Here is a 25,910-nt window from a genome sequence, read left to right as displayed (position 1 = left end):
GGGTTCATTCCTTTCCGGCGAGTGCGGTTTCGGTGAGCAGGCGGAGCAGGTTGCCGCCCATGGCTTTTTCGATGAATGAGCGGGAGAGGCCCCGGCGGAGCATCGCTTCGGTGATCAGGGGCAGACCGGCCGGTCCCGCCAGTCCCGGGACGAGCCGTTCGCCGTCGGTCCCTTCGATCACCAGCGGACGCTGCCAGCCGGGAACCGTCTCCGCGAACAGGTCCGCGACGAAGTCCGAGCCGATGCCGACGTGGTCTTCGCCCGCGGTCCGGGCGATGTGGACGAGGTGGTCGACGACCCGGTCGATCGTCGCGGCCCCCTCGGACAGGTAGCCGGCGTAGAGGTTCAGGCAGATCACGCCCCCCGTGGCGGCGATCGCCACGAGCTGGTCGTCGGTCAGGTTCCGGTGGTGCGCGCGCAAGGCGAAGGCCGCGGAATGGCTCGCGATGACCGGCCGCTCGGTGACCTCCAGGACGTGGGCGACGCCGGCCGGGTTGAGGTGGGACACGTCGACGAGCACGCCGAGCTGGTCGAGCACCGTGATCGCGGCGACGCCGGCGCGGGTCAGCCTGCTGCCGGTGCCCTGCTCGGACGACCCGTCCGCCAAGGCGGTGCGGCCGAAGTGGGTCAGCGACACCATGCGCACGCCGAGCCTGCTCACGGTCCGCAGCAGTGCCACGTCTTCGTCGATCTGCGCGCAGCCTTCCAGCGCGAGCACGAGCGCGATCCGGCCGGCGTCGAGCGCGTCGTCGATTTCGGGAACCGAACGGCACAGGCTGACGGCGTCGTCGTTGGTTTCGGCGATCCGGTGCGCGGCCTCGATCATCCGGAGGGTGCGCCGCAGCGCGCCCTCCGGCCGGAACTCGTGGTCGATCATGATCGGCAGCACCTGCACGTTCACCCCGCCCGCGACCAGCTGCGGGTACCAGTGCTCGCGGAAGTACGCGCCCCAGCGGTCCGCGGGGCGCAGGGCGACCAGGGCCAGCAGATCGTTGTGCGCGTCGCCCACGACGATTCGTTCGTGCAGGTTGTCCACGGGTCGCTCCTCAGCGCGTGACGAGGGAACTCACGAGGTGTCCGGTCACCGGGCCCAGCGTCATGCCCAAGGTGCCGTGGCCGGTGGCGGCGATGACGTTCTCGCCGATCCGGCCGACGCGGGGGAGGCCCGACGGTGTCATGGGACGCCCACCCCGCCACGGCGCACCCGCGGTGTCGCGGGGCGGCAGCGTGGGCACGAAGGCCCGGGCGGCGGCATCGAGCCGCGGCCCGGCGTCGGCGGGCGGGGCGTCGCGTGGGCGGCCGCCGAACTCCATGCCGGTGGTCAGCCGCACCGAGCGCGACCCGGAGTTGATCACGATGTGCGCCTCCTCCAGCAGCACCGAATGCCGCAGCAGGGGGCGGTCGGCGGGGTAGGTCACGCTGAGCCCGTAACCCGGCTGCACGGGAATCCGCGCACCGAAGAACCGCCCGACCCGCGCGCTGGCCGCGCCGGCGGCGATGACGAACCACGCCGCCGTGACGGTGCCGCGGTCCGTGGCCACCGCGTGGACCCGGCCGTGCGCCCGCCGGGCCCCGACGACGGTCTCGGCGCGGAAACTCGCGCCGTGCGCGCGGGCGGCGTCGGCGATGGCCAGCGTCGCCCGTGCGGGATCCAGGCTGCGGTCGTGGGGAAAACCGATCGCGCCCGCGAGCTCCGGCCGCAGGTCCGGCTCGGCGTCGCGCAGCGCCCGCGGGCCCAGCACGTCGAACTCGGCCTCGAACCCGGCCAGCGTGCGCAACACCCGGCTCTGCTGCCGGAAGGCGGCCTCGGTGCGGAAGACCCGCAGCGAACCGGTGGACCGCAGCCGCAGGTCGATCCCCTCGGCGTCGGCCAGTTCTTCGTAGAGCTGCAGGCTTTTGCGGGCCAGGTGGTACAGCAGCCGGGTGGCTCGCGACGCCCGCCAGGGGCGCGCCTCGAACAGCGAACCCGCGATCCAGAGGGCGAGGCTCGGGGACAGCGGCCGGCGCACCGTGACCGGACTGTCCCGCCTGGCCAGCGTGCTGAGCCAGGCGGCCGCCGTGGCCGGGTTCGCGAAGGGCACGGACTGACTGGGCACCAGCATTCCCGCGTTGCCCGCCGACGCACCCGTCCCGGGAGCGGGGTCGAGCACGAGCACGTCCGCCCCGCTCCTGGCGAGGTAGAACGCGGCGCAGCTGCCGATGATCCCCCCGCCCACGACGGCGACGTCCGCATGTGTCGAACCCACGACATCTCCCCCCTGCCGATCGATGTCACGACCGTAGGGGGCAGGAGGTGGTTACCGGCAAGGACTCCTGGGGCCGGAACGGGGCACAAGGGCGGAGCCGATCCCGGCCGGGCGGCTCAGGTCAGGCGCGCCGCGGAGGGCGGTTCGGGGCGGCCCGCCCAGCCGAGGTGGGCGGACACCTCGGCCGCCGCCTTCGCGGTGACGCGGCCCGCGGTGTCCAGGCGGTCGCCGAGCCGTCCGGTGGGCGCGGAGATGTTCAGCGCGGCGACGACCCGGCCGCGGAAGTCGCGGATCGGCGCCGAAACCCCGGCCAGGCCGGGCTCGAACTCGTCGCGGACCTGGGCGTACCCGTCCCGCCGGGCCTGCTGGATCTTCACCCACAGCTCGGGCAGGGAGTGCACTTCGGACCGCGGCCGGCCGTCGGCCAGGGCCGGGAACCGGACGTGGAGTTCGTCCGGGGTGGCGTCGAGCAGCAGGACGCGTCCGGCCGACGTGCCGGGGGCCGGGACCCCGCGGCCTTCCCAGCCGTGCGCCCGGAACGAGTGGCCGGACACCGAAAGCAGCGTCAGCACGTCCTGGTCGCGCAGGACGCAGAGGTGGCTGGTTTCTTCGAGGTCGGCCGACAGGTCCCGCATCACCGGTTCGGCGGTGCGGGCGAGCCGGTCTTCGACGGTCCGGGCGACGAGGGAGAACAGCCGCCAGCCGAGCCGGTAGCCGAGGGTGTCCGGGTCGCGTTCGACGATTCCCTCGTCGGCCAGGGCTTTGAGGGCCCGCGAGACCTGGCTCTTCTCGCGGCCGGTGAGCTGGGCGAGGCGGACGACACCCAGTTCGCCGGCGCGCTGTGCCTCGGGTGAGGCGAGCGCTTCGAGCAGGTCCAGGTCGCGGCGGAGGCCGTGTCCCCGGTGCCGGGCACCGTCGTCCGGAAGGGCCATGTCCGGCAGTGAAGCCGACGAGTTGGCGCCAGCGCAACTCGCGTTGCAATGTCCGGCCGGGCCTTGCTCGCGGTTTCCGCGCGCTCTTACCGTGCGATCGCACCGCACCCTTCGTCGACCTGGAGCACCCATGACTTTCGCGTCCACCGCGCTCATCGGCGAAGCTTTCGCCGGCGAAGGCGCCAACGCCGCCCACACGAACATCGTGCTGGGCCGCCGTGGCGGCCCGGTGGAAGCCGCGTGGGCGACCGCGCTGGCCACGCCGAGCGCCGGCCACGTGCCCTTCGTGACGGTCCTGCGCCCGTCCGTGCCGGTGCAGCCGCCGACGCTGTTCGTGCCCAAGGCCGCCACCGGCACCGACCGGCACCGGCGAGCCACCTGGGGCGCCGCGCAGGCCGGGCTCGCCCAGGGCGTGGCCGACGCCGTCGAGGCCGGCGACCTGCCCGCGGGCGAGCTGCCCGGGCTGCTGCTCATCGCCGCGATCTGGGTCGACCCCGACGTGGACGACCTGGACGGGGCGTTCGCCAACCAGCGGCTCGCGGCCGTCCGGGCCATCCGCGCCGCGGTGCTGGGCACGCCGACGATCGACGTCGTGCTGGACGCCGCGCACACCGGGGCGGCCAACCCGTTCTACGCGCCGGGCCCCGACGTCCTGGCCCGCACCGCGCCCGAGCTGGAGGCCCTCGGATGAAGATCACCGCCGTCACCCTCGACCGCCTGCGGCTGGACCTGGACCCGCCGCTGCACGCGGCGTGGGATCCGGACCCGCGGCGGCACTTCGACGCCACGATCGTGCGGGTGCACACCGACGACGGCGTCACCGGCATCGGCTCCGGCGACACGATGGCCGGTTTCGAGGCGGTCGAGCACCTGTTCCTCGGCGAAGACCCCCTGGACATCGTCCGGCACGTGAAGGCGATCGAGACCGCCAACTTCCACGGCGGCTGCTACTGGCCACTGGAAGCCGCGTTGTGGGACGTCATCGGCCAGGTCGCGGGCCTGCCGGTGGCGACGCTGTTCGGCAACTCCGCCCGTTCGTTGCCCGCGTACGCCTCTTCGGCCGAGCTGAAGCCACCCGAGGAGCGCGTCGAGACCGCGCTGCGGGCCCGGGAAGCCGGGTTCCGCGCCATGAAGATCCGGATCGGCCGCGACCGGGTCGACGACGGCGTCGCCGCGGTGGCCGCCGTGCGCGAGGCGCTGGGGCCGGACTTCGAGATCATGGTGGACCTCAACCGGTCGTGGCGGATGGCGGGGGACACGGCACCGGGGCCGGACCTGGCCACGACCCGCAAACTGGTGCGGCGGCTGGCCGAGCTCGACGTGTTCTGGGTCGAGGAACCTTTGCCGTACGACGACCTGGACGGCTTCAAGACGCTTCGCGCGGAGAACCCCGGTACGCGGATCGCGGCGGGGGAGATGCACCACTCGGTGCCGGAGCTGCTGCGCTACCTCGAAGAGGACGTGCTCGACGTCTACCAGATGGACGTCGTGCTCGCGGTCGGCCTGCACCGGGCCCGCACGCTGGGCGAGCTCGCCCGGTTGAAGCACCGCGCGTTCACCCCGCACAGCTGGACCAACGGCATCGGCGTGCTCGCCAACCTGCACGTCTCGGCCGGCGTCGGCGGCGGCCCGTTCTTCGAGTTCCCCTGGGACCCGCCCGGGTGGACGCCCGAGCGCCGCGACTTCATGCTCACCGAGCCCGTGATGATCACCGCGCGCGGCGAGCTGGACGTCCCGCAGCGGCCCGGGCTCGGCCTCGAACTCGACGAGGAGGCGGTGGACCGGTGGCGGATCTGACCCACCCGGCCCGGCCGGCGCAAGACCCCTGGCTCGACCTCCCGGAGGCTTGACATGAAGATCGGATTCATCGGCCTGGGCACCATGGGCCGTCCCATGGCCCGGCACCTGATCCTCGCCGGCCACGACGTCACCGTCCACGACATCCGCTCCGAAGCGGCGCTGGACCACCTCGGCCTGGGTGCCCGGTGGGTGGACAGCCCCGCCACCTGCGCCGACGGCGTGGACGTGCTGATCACCATGCTCCCGGCCCCGCGGGTCGTCGAAGACGTCCTCCTGCGCGGCGGAGCGGCCGGAGCACTGGCGCCGGGCGCGCTCTGGATCGACATGTCCACCTCCACGCCCGCGGCTGCGCGGCGCGTGGCCGAAGAGGTGCTCGACGCGCGCGGGGTCCGGCGGCTCGACGCGCCGGTCAGCGGCATGGCCCGCGGCGCCGAAGCCGGCACGCTGCAGATCTTCGTGGGCGGCGACGCGGACGACTTCCGCGAGGCGCTGCCGCTGCTGGAAGTCCTCGGCGACCCGGAGAAGATCCTGCACGTCGGCGCGGCAGGGCACGGCTACACGGTCAAGCTGATGATCAACCTGCTGTGGTTCTGCCACCTGGTCGCCGCGTCCGAGGTGCTGGCCATGGGCGTCAAGGCGGGTGTCGACCTCGGCGTGCTGCGCTCGGCGCTGCTGACCAGCCCGGCCGCGTCGCACTTCCTCGAGACGGACGTGCTGTCGGTGCTGGCCGACGGCGACTACGACGACTCGTTCGCGATGGTGCTGGCCTGCAAGGACCTCGGCCTGGCCGTCGACCTCGGCCGGGACGTGGGCGTGCCGACCGAGCTGGCCGCGCTCGTCGAGCAGATCTTCCGCCGCGCGAAGGCGGCCTACGGCGACCTCGCCGGGGAAATGAGTCCGATCCGCCTCTACGAAACGTGGGCCGGCCGGGAGTTCCGGCTGCCGCTGCCCACCGTCCCGGCCCGCTGAAGGAGACCGCATGCGCCTGTCCGTCGAGCCGGCCGGCCGCACCGAATACGGTCCCGGCGTCGTCGCCGAACTGCCCGGCTTCGTCTCGTCGCTCGGGCACACTCGCGCGTTCGTGGTCACCGACCGGGGGCTGCGGGGCACCGGGATCGTCGACCGGGTCGAGAAGATCCTGGCCACCGCCGGGATCGAGCACGCGGTCCACGAGGACGTCGGCCCGAACCCCTCGACGGCCGAGCTCGACCGTGGCGCTGCCGCGCTGCGTGCCTTCGGTGCTTCGGTGGTGCTCGCCCTCGGCGGCGGCTCGGCCCTGGACGCGGCGAAGGGCATCTCCCTGCTCGCGGGGAACCCGGGCGCCGCGGCCGCGGACGCCGACCGGCTGTGGACGGCGCGGGACGGCCAGCCGCTGATCGCCGTGCCCACGACGGCCGGCACCGGCGCGGAAACCAACGGGTTCGGCGTCACCGAGGACGTCTGCGCGCGGCGCAAGGTCTACATCGGACACTCCTCGGTCCGGCCCCGGATCGCGGTGCTGGACCCGGAGCTCACCCTCGGCCTGCCCGCCCGGGTGACGGCGGCGACGGGCTGGGACGCGCTGGTCCACGGCATCGAGTCGCTGGCCTCCCGCGGGTCCACCCCGTTCTCGGCGGCGTACGCCACGCAAGCGGTCACGCTGGTCGGGCGCTGGCTGCCGACGGCCTACCGCGACGGCGGTGACCTCGAAGCACGGTCGCAGCTCATGCTCGGCGCCCACCTGGCCGGGCACGCGCTCACGCTGTCCGGGCTCGGCCTGGTCCACGGCATCGGCCACGCGCTCACCGCGCACACCGGCACGCCACACGGGGTCGCGCTGGCCGCGGTCCTGGAGGAGGTGATGACGTTCAGCGCGGCGGCCGCGGTGGCGGCGTACGAGACGACGGCCCGCGCGCTGCACGTGGCACCGGCCGGAGACGGCGCCGGTGCGGCGATCGAGGCCGTCCGGGAGATCGCGGACGCGATCGGGATCAAGCGGCCGCTGCGGGAACTCGGCGTCACCCGCGACGGCATCCCCGGGATCGCCCGCGACGCCGTCGCCGACGCCGTCACGAAGAACGCGCCGCGCCTGCCGGCCGAGGCCGATGTCGTGGATCTGCTGCATTCGGTCTACTGAAGGGGACCGGATCTGCCGATGATCGGCCACCGCGCCGGCGCCCGGGGGCACGCCGTACGCTCCGGATCCGACGGCCCGGATCGGGCCCGGACGACCCGAGGAGGTCTGGTGGAGGTACCCGCGGAACCCGCCGAGCAGGTCCGGTGGCTGGCCGACCAGTGGGCCATCACCGCGTTGATCGGCGTCCTCGCCGACAGCATGGATGCGCACGACCAAGCCGCCTACACCGGCACTTTCACCGACGACGCCACGCTCAAGCTGCCGTTCGGCACGTTCGAGGGGCGGGCGGCGATCGCCGCGATGCCCACCGCGCCCCCGCCGACGGCGTCGCACCACCTGGTCGGCACCCACCGCATCGAGGTGGCCGGGGACGGCGCGCAAGCCCGGTGGCACGTCATCGCGACGCACATCTTCGACGCGGCCCAGCCGGACAAGCATTCGCAGGCCGGCGGCTGGTACGAGGCGACGCTGCGGCGCACCGAGCAGGGCTGGCGGTTCTCGTCGGTGGAACTGCACATCACGTGGACCAACGGCTGGGTGCCCCCCGAAGAGCCCGCATGAGTGAGCCCTGATCGAAGCCTTCGTCGAAGTCCTGAACCAAGGTGTGAACCCGGCGGCGGCGGAAACGGGCGCGGGAGGGCAGGAAATGCGCCCGTTTGTACCCTTGCCCCCGGCCGGCGCCGGTTCTCGTTGCGGGACCGGGAAGGCGCCGGCCCGGTGTGGCTCCGTTGGGCCGAAAGTGTTGTCCGGCAGGCAGTCTCACGCAGGGACGGTCACGGGGTGGACGTCGTGGCCGGCGCCTGCGACGTTCGGACGAAGGCTCCGCAGCGCCGCCTCGGCCCGGTGACCGTCCGGGTTTTCGGGATGGGTGAGCGTCGAATCCTGTCGAATTCGTGGGAAGCGGCCTGGGTGGCGGACCTTTCCGGGATCCCGGTGGGATGGCGCGACCGCGGGTGGTCCGGTCGCGGTGCGGCCGGTTCGCCGCCCGGGTGTGACTCGGAGGGGTGAATCTTGCGAATACTTGCGTCACCTGGTTAGGATGAGTCGTGTGACGCTCAACTAGTGAAGGATTCACCGCCGGTTTCGGCGTCGCAGTAACTGAATCCTCTCTTCTCTTCACGACGACGTGGAGACTTCGTAGCTCGTAGCCCGCAAAATACGCCCGGCCCTTTGTGGTGGTTTTCGAAACGCCGCACGCAGGGTCCGGGTTTTGTGTGTTCGCACTCAGGTCGATGTGGTGCGGAGAAGTGCTGGACCCTGCTGTCGCCGTGGATTTCGGGAGGGATCGTGGTAATGGTGACTTCGATTGCACGAAGCTTTCGCCGGCGTTACAGGCGACTGCCTGTCGTCCCTTCGCGGGTGGCGGCGCTCATCTGAGCACCTTGCCCTGCAGGCGGTCGGGCGAAGGTGGAGTTGCTCCAGCATTGGCGTGAAGTGCGCGTATCCGGGGATACGAGACATTTCGGTGGCGAATGTCAGAGTTTCGAAACTTGTTCCGGCGCGGAAAGACGAATTGCTCCGTGGAAACGGGTGCGTTCCGTGGAGTACGGTGGATTGCAAGAGGATCTTCGAGGTGGACTTCGGCCCACTCGCTGTGGAGATGGTGGGGATGACTTCCTATGCGCCTGATCTTGTGAACCTGATCGCGGAAGGGGTGGATTCGGGTGCCGTCGACCGGTTGCTGGCCGGCTGTTCGGCGGGGCGGGGTGGAGCTTTGCTGGTCACCGGCCCGATGGCCTGCGGCAAGACCACCGTATTGCGGGCGATAGCGGCGAACGCGGGCGAACGCGGCTTTTCGGTGCTGACGGCGAGTTGTGCGCACGCCGAGCGGGAACTGCCGTTCGGGGTGATGGCGCAGGTGCTCCGGTCGGGCGGGTTTCCGGCGGATCTGCTGCCGCCGGGATGCCCGGGGCCGCAGGAAGCCGACGGAATGCCGGGAACGGGCGAAGCGGCGATCGTCCGCCGCGGCGACCAGTTGTGCGCGAGCCTGATCGAGGCCGCCGGCCGAGGGCCGCTCCTGGTGGTGATCGACGACCTGCGGCACGCCGATCTGGCTTCGGCCATCTGCCTCGCCCAGCTGATCCGCCGGGTGGACCAGAGCGCCATCACCGTGGTCGTGGGCGACGACCTGACCCTGCGGCCGTCCTACCCGCCGCTGCGGGCGGAGCTGCTGCACCGCCCGGAAGTCGGGCACCTCGAGGTCGAGCCGTTGCCGCCCGATGTCCTGGCCGACATCCTGGCGCAGCGGTTCGGCGGTGACCTCGAAGACCGGTGCGTCACCGACTTCGGCAAGGTGTCCGGCGGAAACCCGGTGCTGCTCCAGGCGTTGATCGACGACTACGCCGAATGCGGCGAGGTCCGGGACGAGGGCTACGGCCGCGCGTTCCTGAGCTGCCTGTACCGCAACGAACCGATCCTCCTGGCGACCGTACGCGCCCTGGCCGTGCTCGACACCGACGTCTCGGACGCCGAACTGGCCCGGGTCGCCGGCACCGAGCCGGCCCTCGTGACGCAGGCGTTGCGCGCGGTCAACGAGGCGGGACTGATGCACTCCGGCTCCTTCCGCCACGAAGCGGCCCGGCGGTGCGTGCTCGACGAGATGCCGTCGGGGCTGCGCGCGGACCTGCACCGCCGGGCGGCCGAGCTGCTGCACGCCACCGGGGCGCCCGTGGTCAGGGTGGGGCGCCACCTGATGAACGCCGGCGTCGTCGACGCCCCGTGGAGCCGGGACGTGCTGCTGGAGGCCGCGGACCTGGCGTCGATCGCCGGGAACGCCGGCGCCGCGGCCGAGCTGCTGGAGCGGGCGCTGTCCTCGAGCGCGCCGCACGAGCGGTCCGCCGTCGAAGCCAAGCTCGCCGAGACCGAATGGCGGCTCGACCCGGCCACCGCCGCGCGGCACCTCGGGGCGCTGATCTACGCGGCCGGTGCCGGTGACCTGGCGGTTTCCGAATCGGTTTCGGTGGTGCGGCAGCTGTTGTGGCGCGGCCGGGTGAGCGAGGCCGAGGGCCTCCTCGCGCGGCTGCGGGACACGCCGGGCATCGACGACGAGCTCTACCTCGTGGACCAGTGGCTCACCTGCACCTACCCCGGGCTCGCGCGACGCGGGGTCCGGCCACCCGCCGACCGCGGGGCCGCCGCCGCGTGGGCGGTCAGCCTGCCCCGGGCTTCGGGCGTGCTGGCCGACGTCCTCGTCCGGGGCCGGAGCCAGGAGATCCGGCCCCGGGCCGAGGAGGTGCTCCGGGAACTGCACGTCGCCCACCGGGTGACGGGCCAGGAGGAAGACGGCCTGCTGGCGGTGCTGGCCCTCGTCTACGCCGAACAGCTCGACGCCGCGGACTCCTGGTGCGACGAACTGCTCGGGGCGGCGGGGCCGTCCCGGCTGCCGGTGTGGCGGTCGTTGTTCTCGGCCTGCAAGGCCGAGATCGCGGTGCGCCGGGGCGACCTGCCGGACGCGGTGAGCCTCGCCGACCAGGCGTTCACCGAGGTTTCGCCGGCGTCGTGGGGCACGGCGGTGGGACTGCCGCTCGGCGCCCTGATCGTCGCCTACACCCGGATGGGGAAGTTCGGCGAAGCGGCCAGGTACGTCGACCAGCCGATTCCGGCGGCCGGCCTGAAGAACCGCTACGGCCTGCACTACCTGCACGCGCGCGGGACGTTCTCCCTCGCGACCGACCGGCGCCAGGCGGCGCTCGCGGACTTCCTCCTCTGCGGCGAGCTCATCGACACGTGGGGACTCGACGGCAGCGGCCTCGTGCCGTGGCGGACCAGCGCGGCCGAGGCGTGGCTTTCCCTCGGCAACCGCGACCAGGCCAAGCGGCTGATCACCGAGCAGCTGGCCCGGCCCGGTTCGGACGGGGACCGGTCGCGGGCGCTTTCCCTGCGGCTGCTGGCCGAGACGAGTTCGGCGCGGCGCCGGGTGCAGCTGCTCAACGAGGCGGTCGACATCCTCGAAGAGCGGGGAGACAAGTACGAGCTGGCCCGGGCGCTGCGCGACCTGAGCGCCGCGTGTTACGAAGCCGGCGAGCACAAGCAGGCGCGCCGGGTGATGCGCCGGGGGTGGTACGTCGCCAAGCGGTGCGAGGCGGAGCCGCTGTGTGAAGAACTGCTGCCGGCGGGCGGCGAGGAACCGGCAGCCGCGGCGAAGCGGCCGGAGGGCGCCAAACAGCTGACCGACACCGAAAGCCGGGTGGCTTCGCTCGCCGCCATCGGCTACACCAACCGGGAGATCGCCGGGCGGCTCTTCGTCACCCCCAGCACCGTCGAGCAGCACCTCACCCGGGTGTTCCGCAAGCTCGGCGTCAAGCGGCGCGAAGAACTACCCGACGAAATCGGGTTCTGGACGACGTGAAACCGCGTGCCGGCAGGCAATGCAGGGGATGCAGGGGGGACAGTTAGGGGAAGTGGCGGGGAATCCTGCGCAAGACTGGTCACGGGCCAGGCCGGTGCCCGGGGGTTGTCGTCCGTTGCCGAAGGTGTGGGTGGTCGAACGTGTTGGTGCTGGGCTTGAACGGGAACTTCTCGACCGGGGGAGCCGACCTCGTGCCGTTGATGTCGGAGTTCTTCTTCCACGACGCTTCCGCGTCGCTCGTCCGGGACGGCGAACTGGTCGCCGCGGTCGAGGAGGAGCGGCTCAACCGCATCAAGAAGACGACCAAGTTCCCGGTCAACGCGATCCGGGCGTGTCTCGACACGGCCGGCGTGACACCCGGCGACATCGACGCGGTCGGGTTCTACTTCCGCGAGAACCACATGGACGCCGTGCTCAACCACCTCTACACCGAACACCAGCGGGTGCCGGTCCGCTTCTCGCGTGAGCTCGTCAAGCAGCGGCTCGCCGAAGAGTTCGGCTGGGACCTGCCCGACGAAAAGCTCGTCTACGCCCCGCACCACGACGCCCACGCGATGTCGACGTACATGCATTCGGGCATGCGGGAAGCGCTGGTGGTCGTGCTGGACGGCCGTGGTGAGGAAAACTCCGGCACGGTCTACCACGGCGTCGACGGCCGGCTGGACAAGCTGGCGGACTACTCGGTCATGCAGTCCCTCGGGGTGCTCTACCTCAACGCGACCCAGCTGCTCGGCTACGGCTTCGGCGACGAGTACAAGGTCATGGGGCTGGCGCCCTACGGCGACCCGGCGACCTACCGGAAGCTCTTCGCGCAGCTGTACACGTTGCGGGACAACGGGGCCTACGACCTGCACCCCAACCTGACCGTGCCGAGCCTCGTCAGCCCGCTGTTCCTGGAGCACGGGTTCCTGCCCCGGCGCAAGGGCGAGCCGTTCACCCAGGAGCACAAGGACTTCGCCGCGGGGCTGCAGGAAGCCGTGGAAACCCTTGCGCTGCACGTGTTCCGCCACTGGGCGGCGGCGACCGGCCTGCCGGGCCTGTGCTTCGGCGGCGGCGTGGCGCACAACTCGAGCCTGAACGGCGTGCTGCTGCAGTCCGGCCTGTTCCGCGAGGTGTTCATCCACCCGGCGTCCCACGACGCCGGTGCGGGCGAAGGGGCGGCCTTCGTGGCGATGGCCGAGCTCGGGCACCGGCGGCCGCCCGGCGAACGGCTGCGCAACGCCAGCGTCGGGCCGGCCCTGGGCACCGAGGGGCAGGTCGAGGCGCGCCTCGCCGCCTGGGACGCGGTGGTGGAGGTCGAGCGGCAGGCCGACATCGTGGAAACCGCGGCCCGCCTGCTCGCGGACGGTGCGGTGCTCGGCTGGGCGCAGGGCCGGTCGGAGTTCGGCCCGCGCGCCCTCGGCAACCGCAGCATCATCGCCGACGCGCGGCCCGCGGAGAACCAGACCCGGATCAACGCGATGGTGAAGAAGCGCGAGAGCTTCCGGCCGTTCGCCCCGGTGGTCGCCGCCGAAGACGCGAAGTCCTACTTCGACCTGCCCGACACCGTGGCGGCGTACGAATTCATGTCCTTCGTGGTGCCGGTGCTGCCGGAGCGCCGCGCGGAGCTGGGCGCGGTCACCCACGTCGACGGCACCGCCCGCGTGCAGCTGGTGGACCCGCTGTCCAACGCGCGGTTCCACCGCCTGGTCACGAAGTTCGGCGAACTCACCGGAACGCCGGTCCTGCTCAACACCTCGTTCAACAACCACGCCGAGCCGATCGTGCAGAGCGTCGACGACGTCGTGACCTCGTTCCTGACCACCGAGCTCGACTACCTGGTCGTCGAGGACTTCCTCGTCCGGCGCCGCAGCGACGCGCGAACCGGGCTCGACGAGCTGGTCCCGGCCTTCCGCCCGGTGACGCGCCTGGCCGAACGGTCCGGTGACGGGTCGGCCGCCGCGGTCACCGTCGCCCGCGAGATCCACCTGGACTACTCCGGCGGCCCGGTCGCGACCGTGTCGGAGCCGCTGTACGAGCTGCTGCGCAAGGTGGACGGCCGCACGACCCTGGGTGCGTTGCTGGCGTCCGCGGGGGGCGAGCCGGCCGCGGTCCGCGACGAACTGTACGACCTGTGGCAGCAGCGGCTGCTGAACCTGACGCCGGCCTGAGCTTCGGCGATGAGCCAGGTGGTCGCCGGGGTCAGGGGAGGCAGCGTGTACCGGACACTCAACGAGCCCGTCACCGGTCCGGTCCGGGCGCGGGACGCGGGGACGCAGACCATCGCGGCCGCGGTGCGGGCGGATCTCGACCGCCTGCTCACCGAGCTCGGTGAGCACCGCGTGCGGTCCGATGCGCTGGTCGAGGCGTGTGTCGCCTGTCTGGAGGCGGCGCACTGCGTGGCGGGACTGGTCGCCGACGACGCCGCGGCGGCGGACCCCCGGGAACAGGAGGCCGTGCACGCCCTGCGGGCGGCGACGGTGGCGATCAGGTTCGCGCTGGCCGAACACTGAGCCGGGCCACGGCCACGGCGGAGGAGGTGCGTCATCGGCTGCCTCGGGATCGACATCGGCGGGACGAAGGTCGCTTTCCGGTTCGAGCACGGGGAAACCGGTGCGGCGGCGGAATTCTCCTTCGCCTGGCCCGAACCGGGCCCGGATGCCGCCGCGGATCTGCGGCTGCTCGGCACCGAGGCCGCGAAAACCCTGCCGCGCGAACAGCTCGCCGCGGTCGGGGTCTCGGTGCCGGCGACCCTGGACGAGGCCGGCCGGGTGCTGGCCTGGCCGATGCGGCCGAGCTGGACCGGGGTCGATTTCGGGGCGGCGCTGCGCTCGCTGTTCCCCGGTGTTCCGGTGCGCGTCGCCGACGACGGCGACCTCGCCGCGCTCGCCGAGGCGAAGGCGGCCGGCTGCGCCGATCTGGTCTACTTCGGCGTCGGCACGGGCATCGGCGGGGGAATCGTGCTGGACGGCCGCTCGTGGCCCGGGCGCGCGTCCTGCGAGCTCGGGCACGTGGTGGTGGACCGAACCGGTGCCCGGTGCGACTGCGGTCGCCGCGGCTGTGTCCAGGCGGTCGCCTCCGGACCGGCGACCCTGCGCCGGGCGACGCGGTTGCGAGGCGGGCCGGTGACCCCTTCGCAGCTGCGTGCCGGGATCGAAACCGGTGAGCCGTGGGCGGTCACGGCGGTGACCGAAAGCGCGCGGGCGCTGGCGGCGGCGGTGGTGAGCGCCGGGGAGCTGTGTGCGCCGGCCGCGACCGTGATCGGCGGCGGATTCGCCGCCGGTGTCCCGGTTTTCGTCACGCTCGTGGCCGCCGAGGTGCGCCGGCTGGCGCGCCCGGGGCGCCGGCCGGCGCCGGTGCGGCCGGCCGTCCTCGGTGGACTGTCGTCGCTGCACGGCGCGGTGGCCGCGGCGCGGGAGCTGGTCCACGACGCTCAGGCCGCGGAAATCTCCAGCAGCGCGCGGGCCGCGAGCCGGTAACCGAGCGCGCCGAGCCCGGCGACGAACCCGCTGGCGAGGGGAGCCAGGACCGATTCGTGCCGGAACTGTTCGCGGGCCCAGACGTTGGACAGGTGCACCTCGATCCACGGGCGGGGGTAGTTCGCGAGCGCGTCGCGCAGGCTCCAGCCGGCGATCATCAGCGCGCCCGGGTTGAGGATCGCGCCGACGGTGTCGTAACTGTCCTGCAGGACACCGATCAACTCGCTTTCGGCGTCCGACTGGAACGCGGTGACCCGCCACCCGCGTGCGGCGACCTCGGCGGTCACCGACTTCTCGATGTCGTCGAGGGTGGCCGAACCGTAGATCTCGGGTTCCCGGCGGCCCAGGATGCCGAGATTGGGCCCGTTCAGCAGCAGCAATTCGTCCACGGTGGTCGCCGTCCTCAATTCGTCTCGTGGTCGATGTCCATTCACAGAATAGCAATGATCGATCACCGTTCCGGCACGTCGGAAACGCTAGGGGGACCTTAGGGGGACGCCAGGGGATTGGTTGCCGGTAATTTACGCCGGTAATGTGGCTGTTGTTTGGTCGGTGGTGAATTACCGCGTGCGAAGGTAGGGGCGGAAATCCATGAGTGAACTGCACCGTGAGCTGGAATTCCCGGTCTGGCCCCAGTACGGCGACGAGGAGCGGGCCGGGCTGCACCGCGCACTGGACCAGGGGCAGTGGTGGCGGATGGGCGGGAGCGAGGTCGACACGTTCGAGCGGGAGTTCGCCGCGTACCACGGCGGCGAGCACGCCCTCGCGGTCACCAACGGCACGCACGCGCTGGAACTCGCCCTCCAGGTGCTGGGGGTGACGCCCGGCAGCGAGGTCGTCGTCCCGGCGTTCACGTTCATCTCCTCGTCCCAGGCCGCGCAACGCCTCGGGGCGGTGGCCGTGCCGGTCGACGTCGACCCGGGCACCTACAACATCGACGTGGCCGCGGCGGCGGCCGCGATCACGAGCCGGACCAGCGCGATCATGCCGGTGCACATGGCCGGGCTGGTGGCCGACATGGACGCGCTGGCGAAGCTTTCCGCCGATTCGGGCGTGCCGCTGCTGCAGGACGCCGCGCACGCGCACGGCGCGCGCTGGCGCAGCCGGAAACTCGGCGACCTGGGCTCGGTGGCCGCCTTCAGCTTCCAGAACGGCAAGCTGATGACCGCGGGCGAAGGCGGCGCGGTCCTCTTCGGCGACGCCGAACTGTACGAGACCGGCTTCGTGCGCCACAGCTGCGGCCGGCCCCGCGGCGACCGCGGCTACTTCCACCGCACCTCCGGGTCGAACTTCCGGATGAACGAGTTCTCCGCCGCCGTCCTCCGGGCCCAGCTGGCCCGGCTCGACGAGCAGATCGCCGTGCGGGAACAGCGGTGGCAGGTCCTCTCCGGACTGCTCGGCGGCATCGACGGGGTCGTCCCGCAGGCGGGTGACGACCGGTGCGACCGCAACCCGCACTACATGGCCATGTTCCGGATGCCCGGCGTCACCGAGCAGCGCCGCGGCGAGCTCGTCGAAGCCCTCAACGCGCGCGGGATCCCGGCCTTCGTCGGGTTCCGGGCCGTCTACCGCACCGACGCCTTCTGGGAGACCGGGGCACCGGACCTGCCGGTCGACGAACTCGCCCGCCGCTGCCCGAACGCCGAGGCGCTGACGACCGACTGCGTCTGGCTGCACCACCGCCTGCTGCTGGGCACCGAAGCGCAGATGCACGACGTGGCCGCGGCCGTGGCCGACGTGGCCGGCCGCGGATGACCGGCCGCCGGAAGCCGGTCCGGGTCGCGGTGATCGGGCTGGGCTGGGCGGGCCGCACCCTCTGGCTCAGCCGGTTGCGCACCCACCCGGCCTACGAGCTGGTGGCGCTGGTGGAGCCCGACCCGGTGCTCCGCGCGAGCGTGGCCCGGGAGGCGGGCGGCACGGCCGTCCACGCCTCGGCCGACCGGCTCTGCGCGGACGCGGTCGACCTGGCCGTCGTCGCCGTGCCCAACCACCTGCACGCCCCGGTCGCGGAACGCCTGCTGGCCGCGGGCATCCCGGTGTTCCTCGAAAAACCGCTCTGCCTGACCTCGGCCGAGGTGGACCGGCTGGCGGCCGCGGAGGCCGCGGGCGGCGCGACGCTGCTGGGCGGCAGCGCGGCCGGGCACCGCGCCGACGTGGCCGCGCTGCGGCAGCTGACCGGCTCGCTCGGCCGGATCCGGCACGCGGAGCTGTCCTGGCGCCGGGCCCGGGGGGTGCCGGCCGGGGCCGGCTGGTTCACCACCCGGCACCTCGCCGGGGGCGGCGCGCTGGTCGACCTCGGCTGGCACCTGCTCGACGTCGCCCGGCTGCTGCTGGGCCCGCTGGAGTTCGAGCAGGTCGCCGGGGCGGTGTCCGCCGACTTCGTCGACGGCCGGGCGTTCCGGGCGGCCTGGCGGCAGGACGACCCGGCGGCCGGGGAGCCCGGCGCCGACGTCGAGGACACCGCGCACGCGTTCCTGGTCACCGCGGACGGGCTGTCGGCGGGCCTCACCGCCGGATGGGCCTCCCACGAGGCCCTGGACCGGACCGTGCTGCGGATCGAAGGCAGCGAGGGCACCGCGGAACTGCGGTGCACCTTCGGCTTCAGCCCGAACCGGCTCCCCGGCTCCCGGCTCACCCACACGGTGGGCGGGGTGACCGAGCCGGCCGCGGTGCCGGCCGAGCCGATCGGCGCGGAGTACGACCGCCAGCTCGACGCCCTGCCCGCGCTGCTCGCCGACCCGGCCTCGCGCGGCCGGGCGATCGAGGACGCCCGCTGGGTGATCGACGTCATCGAGCGGGTCTACGCGTCCGCGCCGTCGAGGCGCCCGCTGAGCGGCGTGGGCCGGTGACCCGGCCGGTGCGCGCGGTGGTGTTCGACCTCGACGGCGTGCTCGTGGACAGCTTCGGCGTCATGCGCCAGGCCTTCGAAGCCGCCTACGCCGAGGTGGTGGGGGACGGCCCCGCGCCGTTCGCGGAGTACAACCGCCACCTCGGCCGGTACTTCCCCGACATCATGCGCATCATGGGCCTGCCCCCGGCGATGGAGGAGCCGTTCGTCCGGGAAAGCTACCGGCTGGCCCACCTGGTCCGCGTGTTCCCCGGGGTGCGGGAGGTCCTCACCACGTTGAAGGACAACGATTTCGGCCTGGCCGTGGCGACCGGGAAGAGCGGCCCGCGCGCCCGGTCGCTGCTCGAGCGGCTCGAACTGCGGTGGCTGTTCGACCACGTCCTCGGCTCGGACGAGGTGGCCCACCCCAAACCGGCCCCGGACATCGTGCGGCGCGCGATGGCGCTGCTCGGCGCGGAGGCCGGTGAGACGGTCATGATCGGCGACGCCGTGACCGACCTGCAGAGCGCACGCGGCGCCGGGGTCACCGCCGTCGCCGCCCTGTGGGGCGAAACGGACGAGGCGGCCCTGCTGGCGGCCGGACCGGACGTGACCCTGCGGAAGCCGGAGGACCTGCTCGACTGGCTGGAGTCCGCCCGGGTCGAGCTCAGCCCGTGAAATCCCGACCACGAAGAGGATGAAATGGCATATTCGGCGACCGCGTCGGTGTACGAACACTTCCCCTTTCCGTCTTCGAACCTCGACAACGCGGACGTGAAGATCCCGGACGACATCCCGGCGATCGTCGAAGGCGGGTTCCGGAGCGGGTGGACCGTGCTCGACGCCGGCTGCGGAACCGGGCAGACGGTGGTCGGCATGGCCCGCGCCTACCCGGACGTGAAATTCGTCGGCCTGGAACCGAACGGTCCCTCCCGCGCGGTCGCCGAACGCCTCCGCGACCGGGCCGGCGTCGAAAACCTTGAGTTCCTGGACGCGAGCATTTCGGGGGAGCCGCTCGGCACCGAGTTCGACTTCATCTACAGCTACGGGGTGGTGCACCACATCCCGGACCCGGCCGCGGCGATCGGCTGGCTGAGCGATCACCTGGCCACGGACGCGCTGCTGCACCTGTGGATCTACGGCAGCATCGGCGAAGCCGAGCGGATGCGCCAGCGTGAGCTGGTGCAGCTGCTGAACCGGTTCGAAGGCAAGGACGGCATCCGGACCGTCCGGGCGCTGGGCGTGCAGCTGTCGCCGGCCAGCTACGGGCTTTCCGGAGAGCACCTCGACCTCGCGGTGTCGGCCGAGTACCAGGACATCGTGGACGCGGACGCGTTCCTGAACCCGGTCGTCCACACGATGCGGATCGGCGAGGTGGCCACGGTGCTCGAGCCGTTGGCCGACTGGGTGGCCGTGGACCGCGTCTGGGCTTTCCGGGGCAACCCGCACGTGGACCTGTCCGGCGCCGAGCCGGACGCGAGCGCGCTGTCGCTCCTGCGGCCGGAAGACCTGTACGAGGATCCGCTCCTGCGGGAAAGCATCGCGTCGCTCAGCGCGCTGCAGAAGGCGGCGCTGATCGAGCTCGCGGTGTCGGCTTCGGGGTTCAACCTGATCGCCGGCCGCGGGGACGCGCTGTCGTGGTGCACGCCGCGGGTGGCCGGCAACCTGCTGACGCCCTGACCGGGTGCGCGGCCGGGCCCCGGATCAGGTCCGGGGCATCCCGGCCAGCGCACCGGCCACCGCGTCCTCGGGCACGTCCTGGACCAGGCCCGGCCCGTCCGGGCCGTCCAGGACGAAGCTCAGGCCCTCGGTCGCCTTCTTGTCCAGGCGCATCAACGTGATCAGCTCGCCGTCGTCGAGCCCGGCCGGCAGCTCGGCCGGCAGGTCGTAGGCCGCCACCACGGCGTGGTGCTCCGCGACCCGGGCCGGCCCGATCCGCCCGAGCTCGCCGGCCAGCCGGCCCGCGAACACGGTGCCGATCGCCACCCCTTCGCCGTGGCGCAGGGCGAAGTCCGTGGCCCGTTCCAGGGCGTGGCCCAGCGTGTGGCCGTAGTTGAGCAGGTGCCGCGCGCCGGCGTCGCGCTCGTCCGCCGCCACGATCCGGGCCTTCAGGGCGACGCTCGTCGCCACCTGGTCGAGCAGCGGCCTGCCGTGGAGACCCGGCGCGCCGATGAAGTGGCAGCGGGCCAGTTCGCCGTACCCGTTGCGCCATTCCCGGGCCGGCAACGTCTCGAGGTAGTCGAGGTCGCACAGCACCGCGCTCGGCTGCCAGTACGTGCCGACGAGGTTCTTGCCCGCCGGCAGGTTCACCGCCGTCTTGCCGCCCACGCTCGCGTCGACCTGGGCCAGCAGGGACGTCGGCAGGTGGATCACCGGGATCCCGCGGTGGTACAGCGCGGCCGCCAAGCCCACCGTGTCGGTCGTCGTGCCGCCGCCGCAGGACACCACCACGTCCGAACGGGTCAGGCCGAACTCGACGAACCGCCGGCACAGCTCCTCCACGGCCGCCAGCGTCTTGGTCGCTTCCCCGTCGCGGGCCGGGATGACCGTGCGCGGCACGCCGAGGTCGGGGATCTCGGCCGCCGGCCGGGCCGTCACGACCGCCGCCTTGCGTGCGCCGAGGCCCGCGACGAGCTCCGGCAGCGCTCGGCGGACTCCCGCGCCGATGTGCACGGGGTAGGACCGCTCGGCCAGGTCGACGGTGACGCTTCTGCTTTCGTCGGGCACTTTTCCGGGCCTCTCGCGAGGGAAACTGCTACGGCCGAAGGGTATTACGGCCGCGGCCGCCCGGGCGCGGATTCAGGGGGCCTACGGGGACCGGTCAGGGGGGTGGCGCCGCCGGGCGCCGGAGAGACTGGCGATGCCTGTCCGAGCGGGGAGTGTGGTGGCATGCTTCGGACCGACCTGATCCGCCCGTTGCCCGAACTGCTGCGCGAGCGCGCCGGTCACGACGCCGACCGGCTCGCCTGCACCGACGGCGAGCGGTCGCTGACCTACGCCCGGCTCGAGGCGCGGACGCGGCGGCTCGCCGGGCACCTGGCCGCGCTGCGCCTGCAACCCGGTGACCGCGCGATGATCTGCTTGGGCAACCGGGTCGAGACGGTGGAAAGCTACTTCGCCGTGCTGCGCGCGAGCGCGCTCTCCGTGCCCGCGGACCCCGGGGCGACCGACGCGGAGCTGGCCCACCAGCTGGAAGACTGCGGCGCCCGCCTGGTGATCACCGACCACGCGCACGCCGAGCGGTTCCGCCGGCTGCTGCCGGGTCAGCCGCTCGTGCTGGTCGGCGCCGGGCCGCCGGTGGCCGGCGGCGTGTCGTGGGATTCCCTGGTGGACCGGGAACCGGAAGTACCGGCTCGGGATGATCTGGGCCTGGACGAGCCGGCGTGGATCCTTTACACGTCGGGGACGACGGGGTCGCCGAAGGGTGTCGTGTCGACCCAGCGGAGTTGTTTGTGGTCGGTGGCGGCGAGTTATGTGCCTGCGTTGGGGTTGGGGCCGGACGATCGGGTGTTGTGGCCGTTGCCGTTGTTCCATTCCCTGTCGCACGTGGTGTGTGTCCTGGGTGCGGTGTCGGTGGGGGCCTCGGTGTGGGTGGTGCCGGGTTCTTCGGTGGGCGATGTCCTCGGTGCGGCGGGCGAGTTCGAGCCGACGGTGCTGGCGGGGGTGCCGGCGCTGTACCAGGGACTGGCGGCGTCGGGCGGTGCCGGTTTTTCCGGGGTGCGGGTGGGTCTGGCGGGTGGTGCGGTGCTTCCGGCGGCGGTGCGCCGGGCTTTCGAGGGTGCGTTCGGCGTGCCGTTGGTGGATGCGTACGGGAGCACCGAGTCGTGCGGGGCGATCGCGGTGAACTGGGTGGGCGGCGGCGGGCCGGCGGGCTCGTGCGGGTTGCCGGTGCTGGGGTTGGCGGTGCGCTTGGTGGGGGTGGGTTCGGGACTGGACGTGGGCGCGGGTGAAGAGGGCGAGGTGTGGGTGCGCGGCCCGAACGTGATGCGGGGCTACTGGAACCAGCCGGCGGCGACGGCCGAGGTGCTGGTGGACGGGTGGTTGCGGACGGGTGATCTGGCCCGGGCCGACGAGTCGGGGTTCCTGACGGTGACCGGCCGGGTGAAGGAGCTGATCGTCCGGGGTGGGGAGACCGTGCATCCCGGTGAGGTCGAGGAGGTGGTGCGCGGGGTCCCGGGCGTGCTGGACGTGGCGGTGGTGGGGCGGGCGCACGAGGCGCTGGGCGAGGTCCCGGTGGTGTTCGTGGTGGCGGGAGCGGGCGGATTCGATCCGGGCGAGGTGCTGGGCGTCTGCCGGGAGCGGCTGGCGTTCTTCAAGGTGCCGGTGGCGGTCTACCAGATCGGTGCGGTGCCGAGGACCGCTTCGGGGAAGGTCAAGCGGCACGCGTTGCTCGACCTGCCCGCCCGGTTGCGTGCCGTCGGCGACGGCGAATACGAAGCGCTGCTGCGCCTGGACTGGGTGCCCCGCCCGCTGCGGTCCGCCCCGCCGGGACCGGCCGGTGCCTGGGCGGTGGCCGGGCCGGACGCCGACGCGCTGGCGGCCGCGCTGCGCCGGGTGGCCGGCGGGACCGCCGACGTCCGGACCGCCGCGTCCCCGGCCGGGCTCCGCGCCGCCGTCGCGGCCGGCGCACCCGCGCCGGACGTGCTGGTGCTGCCGGCGCCGGACGGGGCCGCCGAGGACCTCGCGGAGGCGGTCGGAGCCGACGTCCGGGCCTGGACCGCCGAACTGGCGGCCTGGTGCGCCGACGAACGGCTGAGCGGGTCGCTGGTCGTGGTCCGCACCCGCGGCGCGGTCGTCACCAGCGACCAGGACGACGTGGCCCGGCTGCGGCACGCTGCCCTGTGGGGAGTGGTGCGCTCGGTGCAGGACGAACACCCCGGCCGGATCCACCTCGTCGACGTCGACGAAACGCCGGCGTCCGGACCGGCCTCGCTGGTCGAGGCCGTGCTCGGTGGTGAGCCGCAGGCCGCGGTCCGCGGCGAGGTCGTGCTGGTGCCGCGGCTGGCCCGTGTCTCGGTGCCGGAGCCGCACCCCGGACCCGCGGTCGATCCGGGCGGCACCGTCCTGGTCGCCGGCGCGGACGGGCTCCGCGGAGCCGCGCTCGCCCGGCACCTGGCGACCGCCCACGGCGTGCGGTACCTGCTGCTGCTCAGCGCCGAAGGCTGGCCGGACCGGACCGCGGCCGAGCTGACGGCGCGCTTCCGGGCCACCGGCACGGAAGTCACGCTCGCGACCGGCACGACGGCCGACGGCGCGGCCCTCGCGGCCCTGCTGCGCGGGTTCAAGCGCCCGCTGACCGGGGTGGTGCACGCGGAAGAGACGTCCAGCCGGTACCCGGTGACCTCGGTCGTCCGGGGCATCTTGAACCTGCACGAGCTCACCCGGCGCCACCGGCCGGGGGCGTTCGTCCTCGTGACGTCGGCCGGTGGCCCGCTCGGCCGCTCGGGCCACGCGGACCAGGCCGCCGTCGACGCCTTCGCCGAAGCGTTCGCGCACTGGCGGGGCGGGTCCGCGCTGGCGCTGGCGTGGGGACCGATGACCGACGAGGGTCGGTCCCGGTTCCCCGGCGTCGGCCCACTGTCCACTGCGGAGGGTCTGGCGATGGTCGACGCCGCCCTCGCGACCGGCCACCGCGCCCTGTCCGTGCTGCGGGTGGACGCGGCGAACGTCCGGGCGCCCACCCCGGTGGTGCTGCACGACCTGATCGACCTGATCGGCCTGACCCCGGCGAACCGGTGGCCCGGTCGCCCGGAAGGAGAAGAGTGACCATGCCCGCTCCCGGCGCCGACGTGCTGATCGTCGGCTACGGCCCGGTCGGCCAGCTGCTGGCGGTCCTGCTCGCGCACCGAGGATGGCGGGTGACCGTGCTGGAGCGGTGGCCCGAACCCTTCCGGCAGCCGCGGGCCGTCGGGTTCGACAGCGAGGCCGGGCGCATCCTCGCCGCGGCCGGGATCGGCGACGAGTTCGCCCGGTTCGGCGAGCCGTCCCGCGAGTACGCGTGGCGCACCGCCCGCGGGGAAACGCTGATCGAGTTCGACGTGGCCGAGCGGGGGCACTGCGCGTGGCCCGACTCGACGTCGTTCTACCAGCCGGAGCTCGAAGGCGCCCTGACGGCTCGCGGCGCCGGCCTGCCGAACCTGCGGGTCCTGCGCGGCCACACGGTGGTGGACGCGGCCGAAGACGGCGACGGGGTGAGCGTCACGGCCGAAACGCCCGGAGGCACGCGGCAGGTCCTCCGCGGCAGCTGGCTGGTCGGGTGCGACGGGGCCAACAGCTTCGTCCGGGAGCGCCTGGGTACCACGAGCACCGATCTCGGCTTCGCCCACGACTGGCTGATCTGCGACGTCACCCTGCGCGAGCCGCGCGAGTTCACCCCGAACAACCTGCAGATCTGCGACCCGGCGCGGCCGCGCACCGCGGTGTCGGCGGGGCCGGGGCACCGGCGCTGGGAGTTCATGCGCCTGCCGGGGGAGCGGCCGGGCGACTTCGGCAGCGCGGGGAACGCCTGGCGCCTGCTGCGCCTGGTCGACGTCACCCCGGAGAACGCGCAGCTGGACCGGCACGCCGTGTACACGTTCCGGGCGAGCTGGGCGGATCGCTGGCGGTCCGGCCGGCTGCTCGTCGCGGGGGACGCCGCCCACCTCATGCCGCCGTTCGCGGGCCAGGGGATGTGCTCGGGGTTCCGGGACGCCGCCAACCTGGCCTGGAAGCTCGACCTCGTGCTGGCCGGCCGGGCGCCGGCGGACCTGCTGGACACCTACGACACCGAGCGGCGGGCCCACGTGCGGCACGCGGTCACGATGTCGGTCGAGCTCGGCAAGGTGGTGTGCGTGGTGAACCCCGCCGCGGCGGCCGACCGCGACCGCGCCATGCTGACCGCGCGCCGCCGGAACATCGACCCGCCGGCGCGGGAACGGACCGCGGTGAAGGCCCTCGTGACCGGGTTCCTGCGCCACGACGCGGCGGGGCGCCCGGCGCCGTACGCGGGTGACTCCACGCCGCAGGCGCGGGTGAGCCGTGGCGGGCGGACCGGGCTGTTCGACGAGATCGCCGGCCTCGGCTTCGTGCTCATCAGCACCCTGGACCTGGCGGCCACCCTGGACCGGGCCTGCCCGGACGCGCTGGCGGTGGTGGGGGCCCGGCTCGTCCGGGTGCGCCCCGCCGGCACCCCGCCCGGTGACCTCGACGCCGACGACGTCGTGGACGTCGACGGGTGCTACGGGCCGTACCTGGCCGGCATGGGCGCGGTCGCGGCCCTGGTGCGCCCCGACTTCTACCTCTTCGGTGTCGCACGCGACGAGGCCGAAGTGATCGATCTGGTCCGGGACGCGGCCCGGCAGCTCACCGCGCCGGCACCGGCTCCGGAGCCCGTACCGCCGGGTGGGCGGTGACGGCGCCGGCGAGCACGGCGCCGCGGAGCGTGGCGGTGGCCAGGGCCAGGCTGTCCGGCGCCAGGCCGAGCCGGGCCGCGCCGGTCTTCGCGTGCTCGTACAGCAGGTAGTTCACCGGCGTGGGGCCCCCGTCCCGCGCGACCCGGGCGACGACGCGCAGCTGGTGGTGCCAAGCCGCGGGGACCCGGTTGCCGTCGAGCAGCGCCGCGATCCCGGCCGGCATCGGGTCCGCCGCGCGGGCGGCGAGGGCGACCCGCTGGTGCGGGCGCATGCGCCGGGTCCAGTGTTCCCACAGGGAAAACAGGAAGAACGCGCGGGACCGGTCGTCCACGCCGCCGAGCAGGGACCACACGTGCAGCACCGCGGCCGGCAGGCCGGAGCCGGCGGCGGGTTCCCCGGCCCGGCACAGGTCCAGGGCGAGTTCGCTGGAGACGAGCGCCAGCTCTTCGGCGTGGCGGCGGTCGCGCGGGTCGGTGAACCGCGCGGTCGGCGGGACGGCGCCGCGCTGCATCACCCGCAGGCCGCGGTTCGCCGCCGCGCTCCGGAATCGCCGGAGGAGTTCGTGACGGTTCCAGGCGTCGGTGCGGATCCAGAGCAGGAAACCGTCGTCGAGCCGGTCGAAGAACCAGCGCCCGGTGCCGGGCAGGACGCGGATCAGGTCGAATTCGCGGTGCCAGGCCATCAGTTCCGCCGGGCCGTTTTCGTCGCCGAGGTGCAGGCAGAACCATTCGCCGGTCATGAACTCGACTCCCGGAAATCGGCTGGTGCGTGACCACCGATTTCTACCACCGG

Annotated in this window: 21 protein-coding genes; 15 read left to right on the top strand and 6 right to left on the bottom strand. The window is 73.2% G+C overall.

All coding sequences use genetic code 11. The features are described 5' to 3' along the window. Positions 1-4: 4 nt before the first annotated feature. The 3 genes from ABZW17_RS33935 to ABZW17_RS33925 form a co-directional block, all read right to left on the bottom strand. Complete coding sequence (locus ABZW17_RS33935) at positions 5-1,036, bottom strand: membrane dipeptidase (protein ID WP_354823305.1); 1,032 nt, start codon at positions 1,034-1,036, stop codon at positions 5-7. 10 nt (positions 1,037-1,046) lie between these two features. Beyond that, positions 1,047-2,246, bottom strand: a complete 1,200-nt coding sequence (locus ABZW17_RS33930; RefSeq protein ID WP_354823303.1) for an FAD-dependent oxidoreductase — start codon at positions 2,244-2,246, stop codon at positions 1,047-1,049. A 116-nt stretch (positions 2,247-2,362) separates the two neighbouring features. Further along, on the bottom strand, positions 2,363-3,178 hold the full coding sequence (locus ABZW17_RS33925) for an IclR family transcriptional regulator (RefSeq protein WP_354823301.1): 816 nt from the start codon (positions 3,176-3,178) through the stop codon (positions 2,363-2,365). Positions 3,179-3,308: 130 nt separating this feature from the next. Between ABZW17_RS33925 and ABZW17_RS33920 the strand changes: the two genes are divergently transcribed. The 9 genes from ABZW17_RS33920 to ABZW17_RS33880 all read left to right on the top strand — a co-directional run bounded on the left by ABZW17_RS33920 (position 3,309) and on the right by ABZW17_RS33880 (position 14,900). Continuing rightward, positions 3,309-3,869 carry a formaldehyde-activating enzyme gene (locus ABZW17_RS33920; RefSeq protein WP_354823299.1) on the top strand — a complete coding sequence of 187 codons (561 nt, stop codon included), beginning with the start codon at positions 3,309-3,311 and terminating at the stop codon, positions 3,867-3,869. Further along, positions 3,866-4,975: a mandelate racemase/muconate lactonizing enzyme family protein gene (locus tag ABZW17_RS33915; protein WP_354823297.1), complete on the top strand. Its 1,110-nt coding sequence runs from the start codon at positions 3,866-3,868 to the stop codon at positions 4,973-4,975. Before ABZW17_RS33920 ends, ABZW17_RS33915 begins: the two co-directional genes overlap by 4 nt. A 54-nt stretch (positions 4,976-5,029) precedes the next feature. Beyond that, entirely contained in the window at positions 5,030-5,947 is a 918-nt protein-coding gene (locus ABZW17_RS33910) for an NAD(P)-dependent oxidoreductase (protein ID WP_354823295.1), read from the top strand. Positions 5,948-5,957: 10 nt separating this feature from the next. Then, positions 5,958-7,094 carry an iron-containing alcohol dehydrogenase gene (locus ABZW17_RS33905; protein WP_354823293.1) on the top strand — a complete coding sequence of 379 codons (1,137 nt, stop codon included), beginning with the start codon at positions 5,958-5,960 and terminating at the stop codon, positions 7,092-7,094. 108 nt (positions 7,095-7,202) lie between these two features. Beyond that, a complete protein-coding gene (locus tag ABZW17_RS33900) occupies positions 7,203-7,655 on the top strand; it encodes a nuclear transport factor 2 family protein (RefSeq protein ID WP_354823291.1) in 453 nt (150 codons plus the stop codon). A 1,012-nt stretch (positions 7,656-8,667) separates the two neighbouring features. Further along, the gene (locus tag ABZW17_RS33895; protein WP_354823289.1) at positions 8,668-11,442 is read left to right on the top strand and encodes an AAA family ATPase; all 2,775 of its coding nucleotides are present in this window, start codon (positions 8,668-8,670) and stop codon (positions 11,440-11,442) included. Positions 11,443-11,588: 146 nt separating this feature from the next. Continuing rightward, positions 11,589-13,592: a carbamoyltransferase C-terminal domain-containing protein gene (locus tag ABZW17_RS33890; protein ID WP_354823343.1), complete on the top strand. Its 2,004-nt coding sequence runs from the start codon at positions 11,589-11,591 to the stop codon at positions 13,590-13,592. A 45-nt stretch (positions 13,593-13,637) separates the two neighbouring features. Then, on the top strand, positions 13,638-13,934 hold the full coding sequence (locus ABZW17_RS33885; protein ID WP_354823287.1) for an O-linked N-acetylglucosamine transferase: 297 nt from the start codon (positions 13,638-13,640) through the stop codon (positions 13,932-13,934). A 33-nt stretch (positions 13,935-13,967) separates the two neighbouring features. After that, the gene (locus tag ABZW17_RS33880; RefSeq protein WP_354823341.1) at positions 13,968-14,900 is read left to right on the top strand and encodes an ROK family protein; all 933 of its coding nucleotides are present in this window, start codon (positions 13,968-13,970) and stop codon (positions 14,898-14,900) included. On the opposite strand, the gene ABZW17_RS33875 is transcribed toward ABZW17_RS33880, so the two are convergent. Continuing rightward, positions 14,855-15,289: a type II 3-dehydroquinate dehydratase gene (locus tag ABZW17_RS33875; RefSeq protein ID WP_354823285.1), complete on the bottom strand. Its 435-nt coding sequence runs from the start codon at positions 15,287-15,289 to the stop codon at positions 14,855-14,857. The genes ABZW17_RS33880 and ABZW17_RS33875 overlap by 46 nt on opposite strands. Positions 15,290-15,491: 202 nt before the next feature. Here ABZW17_RS33875 and ABZW17_RS33870 point away from each other — a divergent pair, with 202 nt between their 5' ends. From ABZW17_RS33870 to ABZW17_RS33855, 4 genes are read left to right on the top strand one after another with little or no spacing between them, the layout of a single operon-like run. Next, complete coding sequence (locus tag ABZW17_RS33870; RefSeq protein WP_354823283.1) at positions 15,492-16,655, top strand: DegT/DnrJ/EryC1/StrS family aminotransferase; 1,164 nt, start codon at positions 15,492-15,494, stop codon at positions 16,653-16,655. After that, positions 16,652-17,749 carry a Gfo/Idh/MocA family oxidoreductase gene (locus ABZW17_RS33865; protein WP_354823281.1) on the top strand — a complete coding sequence of 366 codons (1,098 nt, stop codon included), beginning with the start codon at positions 16,652-16,654 and terminating at the stop codon, positions 17,747-17,749. Before ABZW17_RS33870 ends, ABZW17_RS33865 begins: the two co-directional genes overlap by 4 nt. Next, positions 17,746-18,405, top strand: a complete 660-nt coding sequence (locus tag ABZW17_RS33860) for an HAD-IA family hydrolase (RefSeq protein ID WP_354823279.1) — start codon at positions 17,746-17,748, stop codon at positions 18,403-18,405. The genes ABZW17_RS33865 and ABZW17_RS33860 overlap by 4 nt, the downstream gene beginning before the upstream one ends. Before the next feature lie 24 nt (positions 18,406-18,429). Next, on the top strand, positions 18,430-19,407 hold the full coding sequence (locus tag ABZW17_RS33855) for a class I SAM-dependent methyltransferase (RefSeq protein ID WP_354823277.1): 978 nt from the start codon (positions 18,430-18,432) through the stop codon (positions 19,405-19,407). A gap of 24 nt (positions 19,408-19,431) precedes the next feature. On the opposite strand, the gene ABZW17_RS33850 is transcribed toward ABZW17_RS33855, so the two are convergent. Then, positions 19,432-20,454, bottom strand: coding sequence for a 3-dehydroquinate synthase family protein (locus tag ABZW17_RS33850; protein WP_354823275.1), 1,023 nt, complete (start codon positions 20,452-20,454; stop codon positions 19,432-19,434). Between the two features lie 162 nt (positions 20,455-20,616). Between ABZW17_RS33850 and ABZW17_RS33845 the strand changes: the two genes are divergently transcribed. Both ABZW17_RS33845 and ABZW17_RS33840 read left to right on the top strand, forming a co-directional pair. Beyond that, positions 20,617-23,493, top strand: a complete 2,877-nt coding sequence (locus ABZW17_RS33845; protein WP_354823273.1) for an AMP-binding protein — start codon at positions 20,617-20,619, stop codon at positions 23,491-23,493. 2 nt (positions 23,494-23,495) lie between these two features. Then, positions 23,496-25,118, top strand: a complete 1,623-nt coding sequence (locus tag ABZW17_RS33840) for a bifunctional 3-(3-hydroxy-phenyl)propionate/3-hydroxycinnamic acid hydroxylase (protein WP_354823339.1) — start codon at positions 23,496-23,498, stop codon at positions 25,116-25,118. Here ABZW17_RS33840 and ABZW17_RS33835 read toward each other — a convergent pair. Further along, positions 25,069-25,857: a hypothetical protein gene (locus tag ABZW17_RS33835; protein WP_354823271.1), complete on the bottom strand. Its 789-nt coding sequence runs from the start codon at positions 25,855-25,857 to the stop codon at positions 25,069-25,071. The two genes, ABZW17_RS33840 and ABZW17_RS33835, sit on opposite strands and share 50 nt — an antisense overlap. Between the last annotated feature and the right edge of the window lie 53 nt (positions 25,858-25,910).

The sequence above is a fragment of the Amycolatopsis sp. NPDC004625 genome (assembly GCF_040609695.1).
In the GTDB taxonomy this organism is placed as follows: Bacteria; Actinomycetota; Actinomycetes; order Mycobacteriales; family Pseudonocardiaceae; genus Amycolatopsis.
The sequence above is the reverse complement of the archived record's forward strand: the minus strand, read 5'-3'. Positions and strand labels throughout refer to the sequence as shown.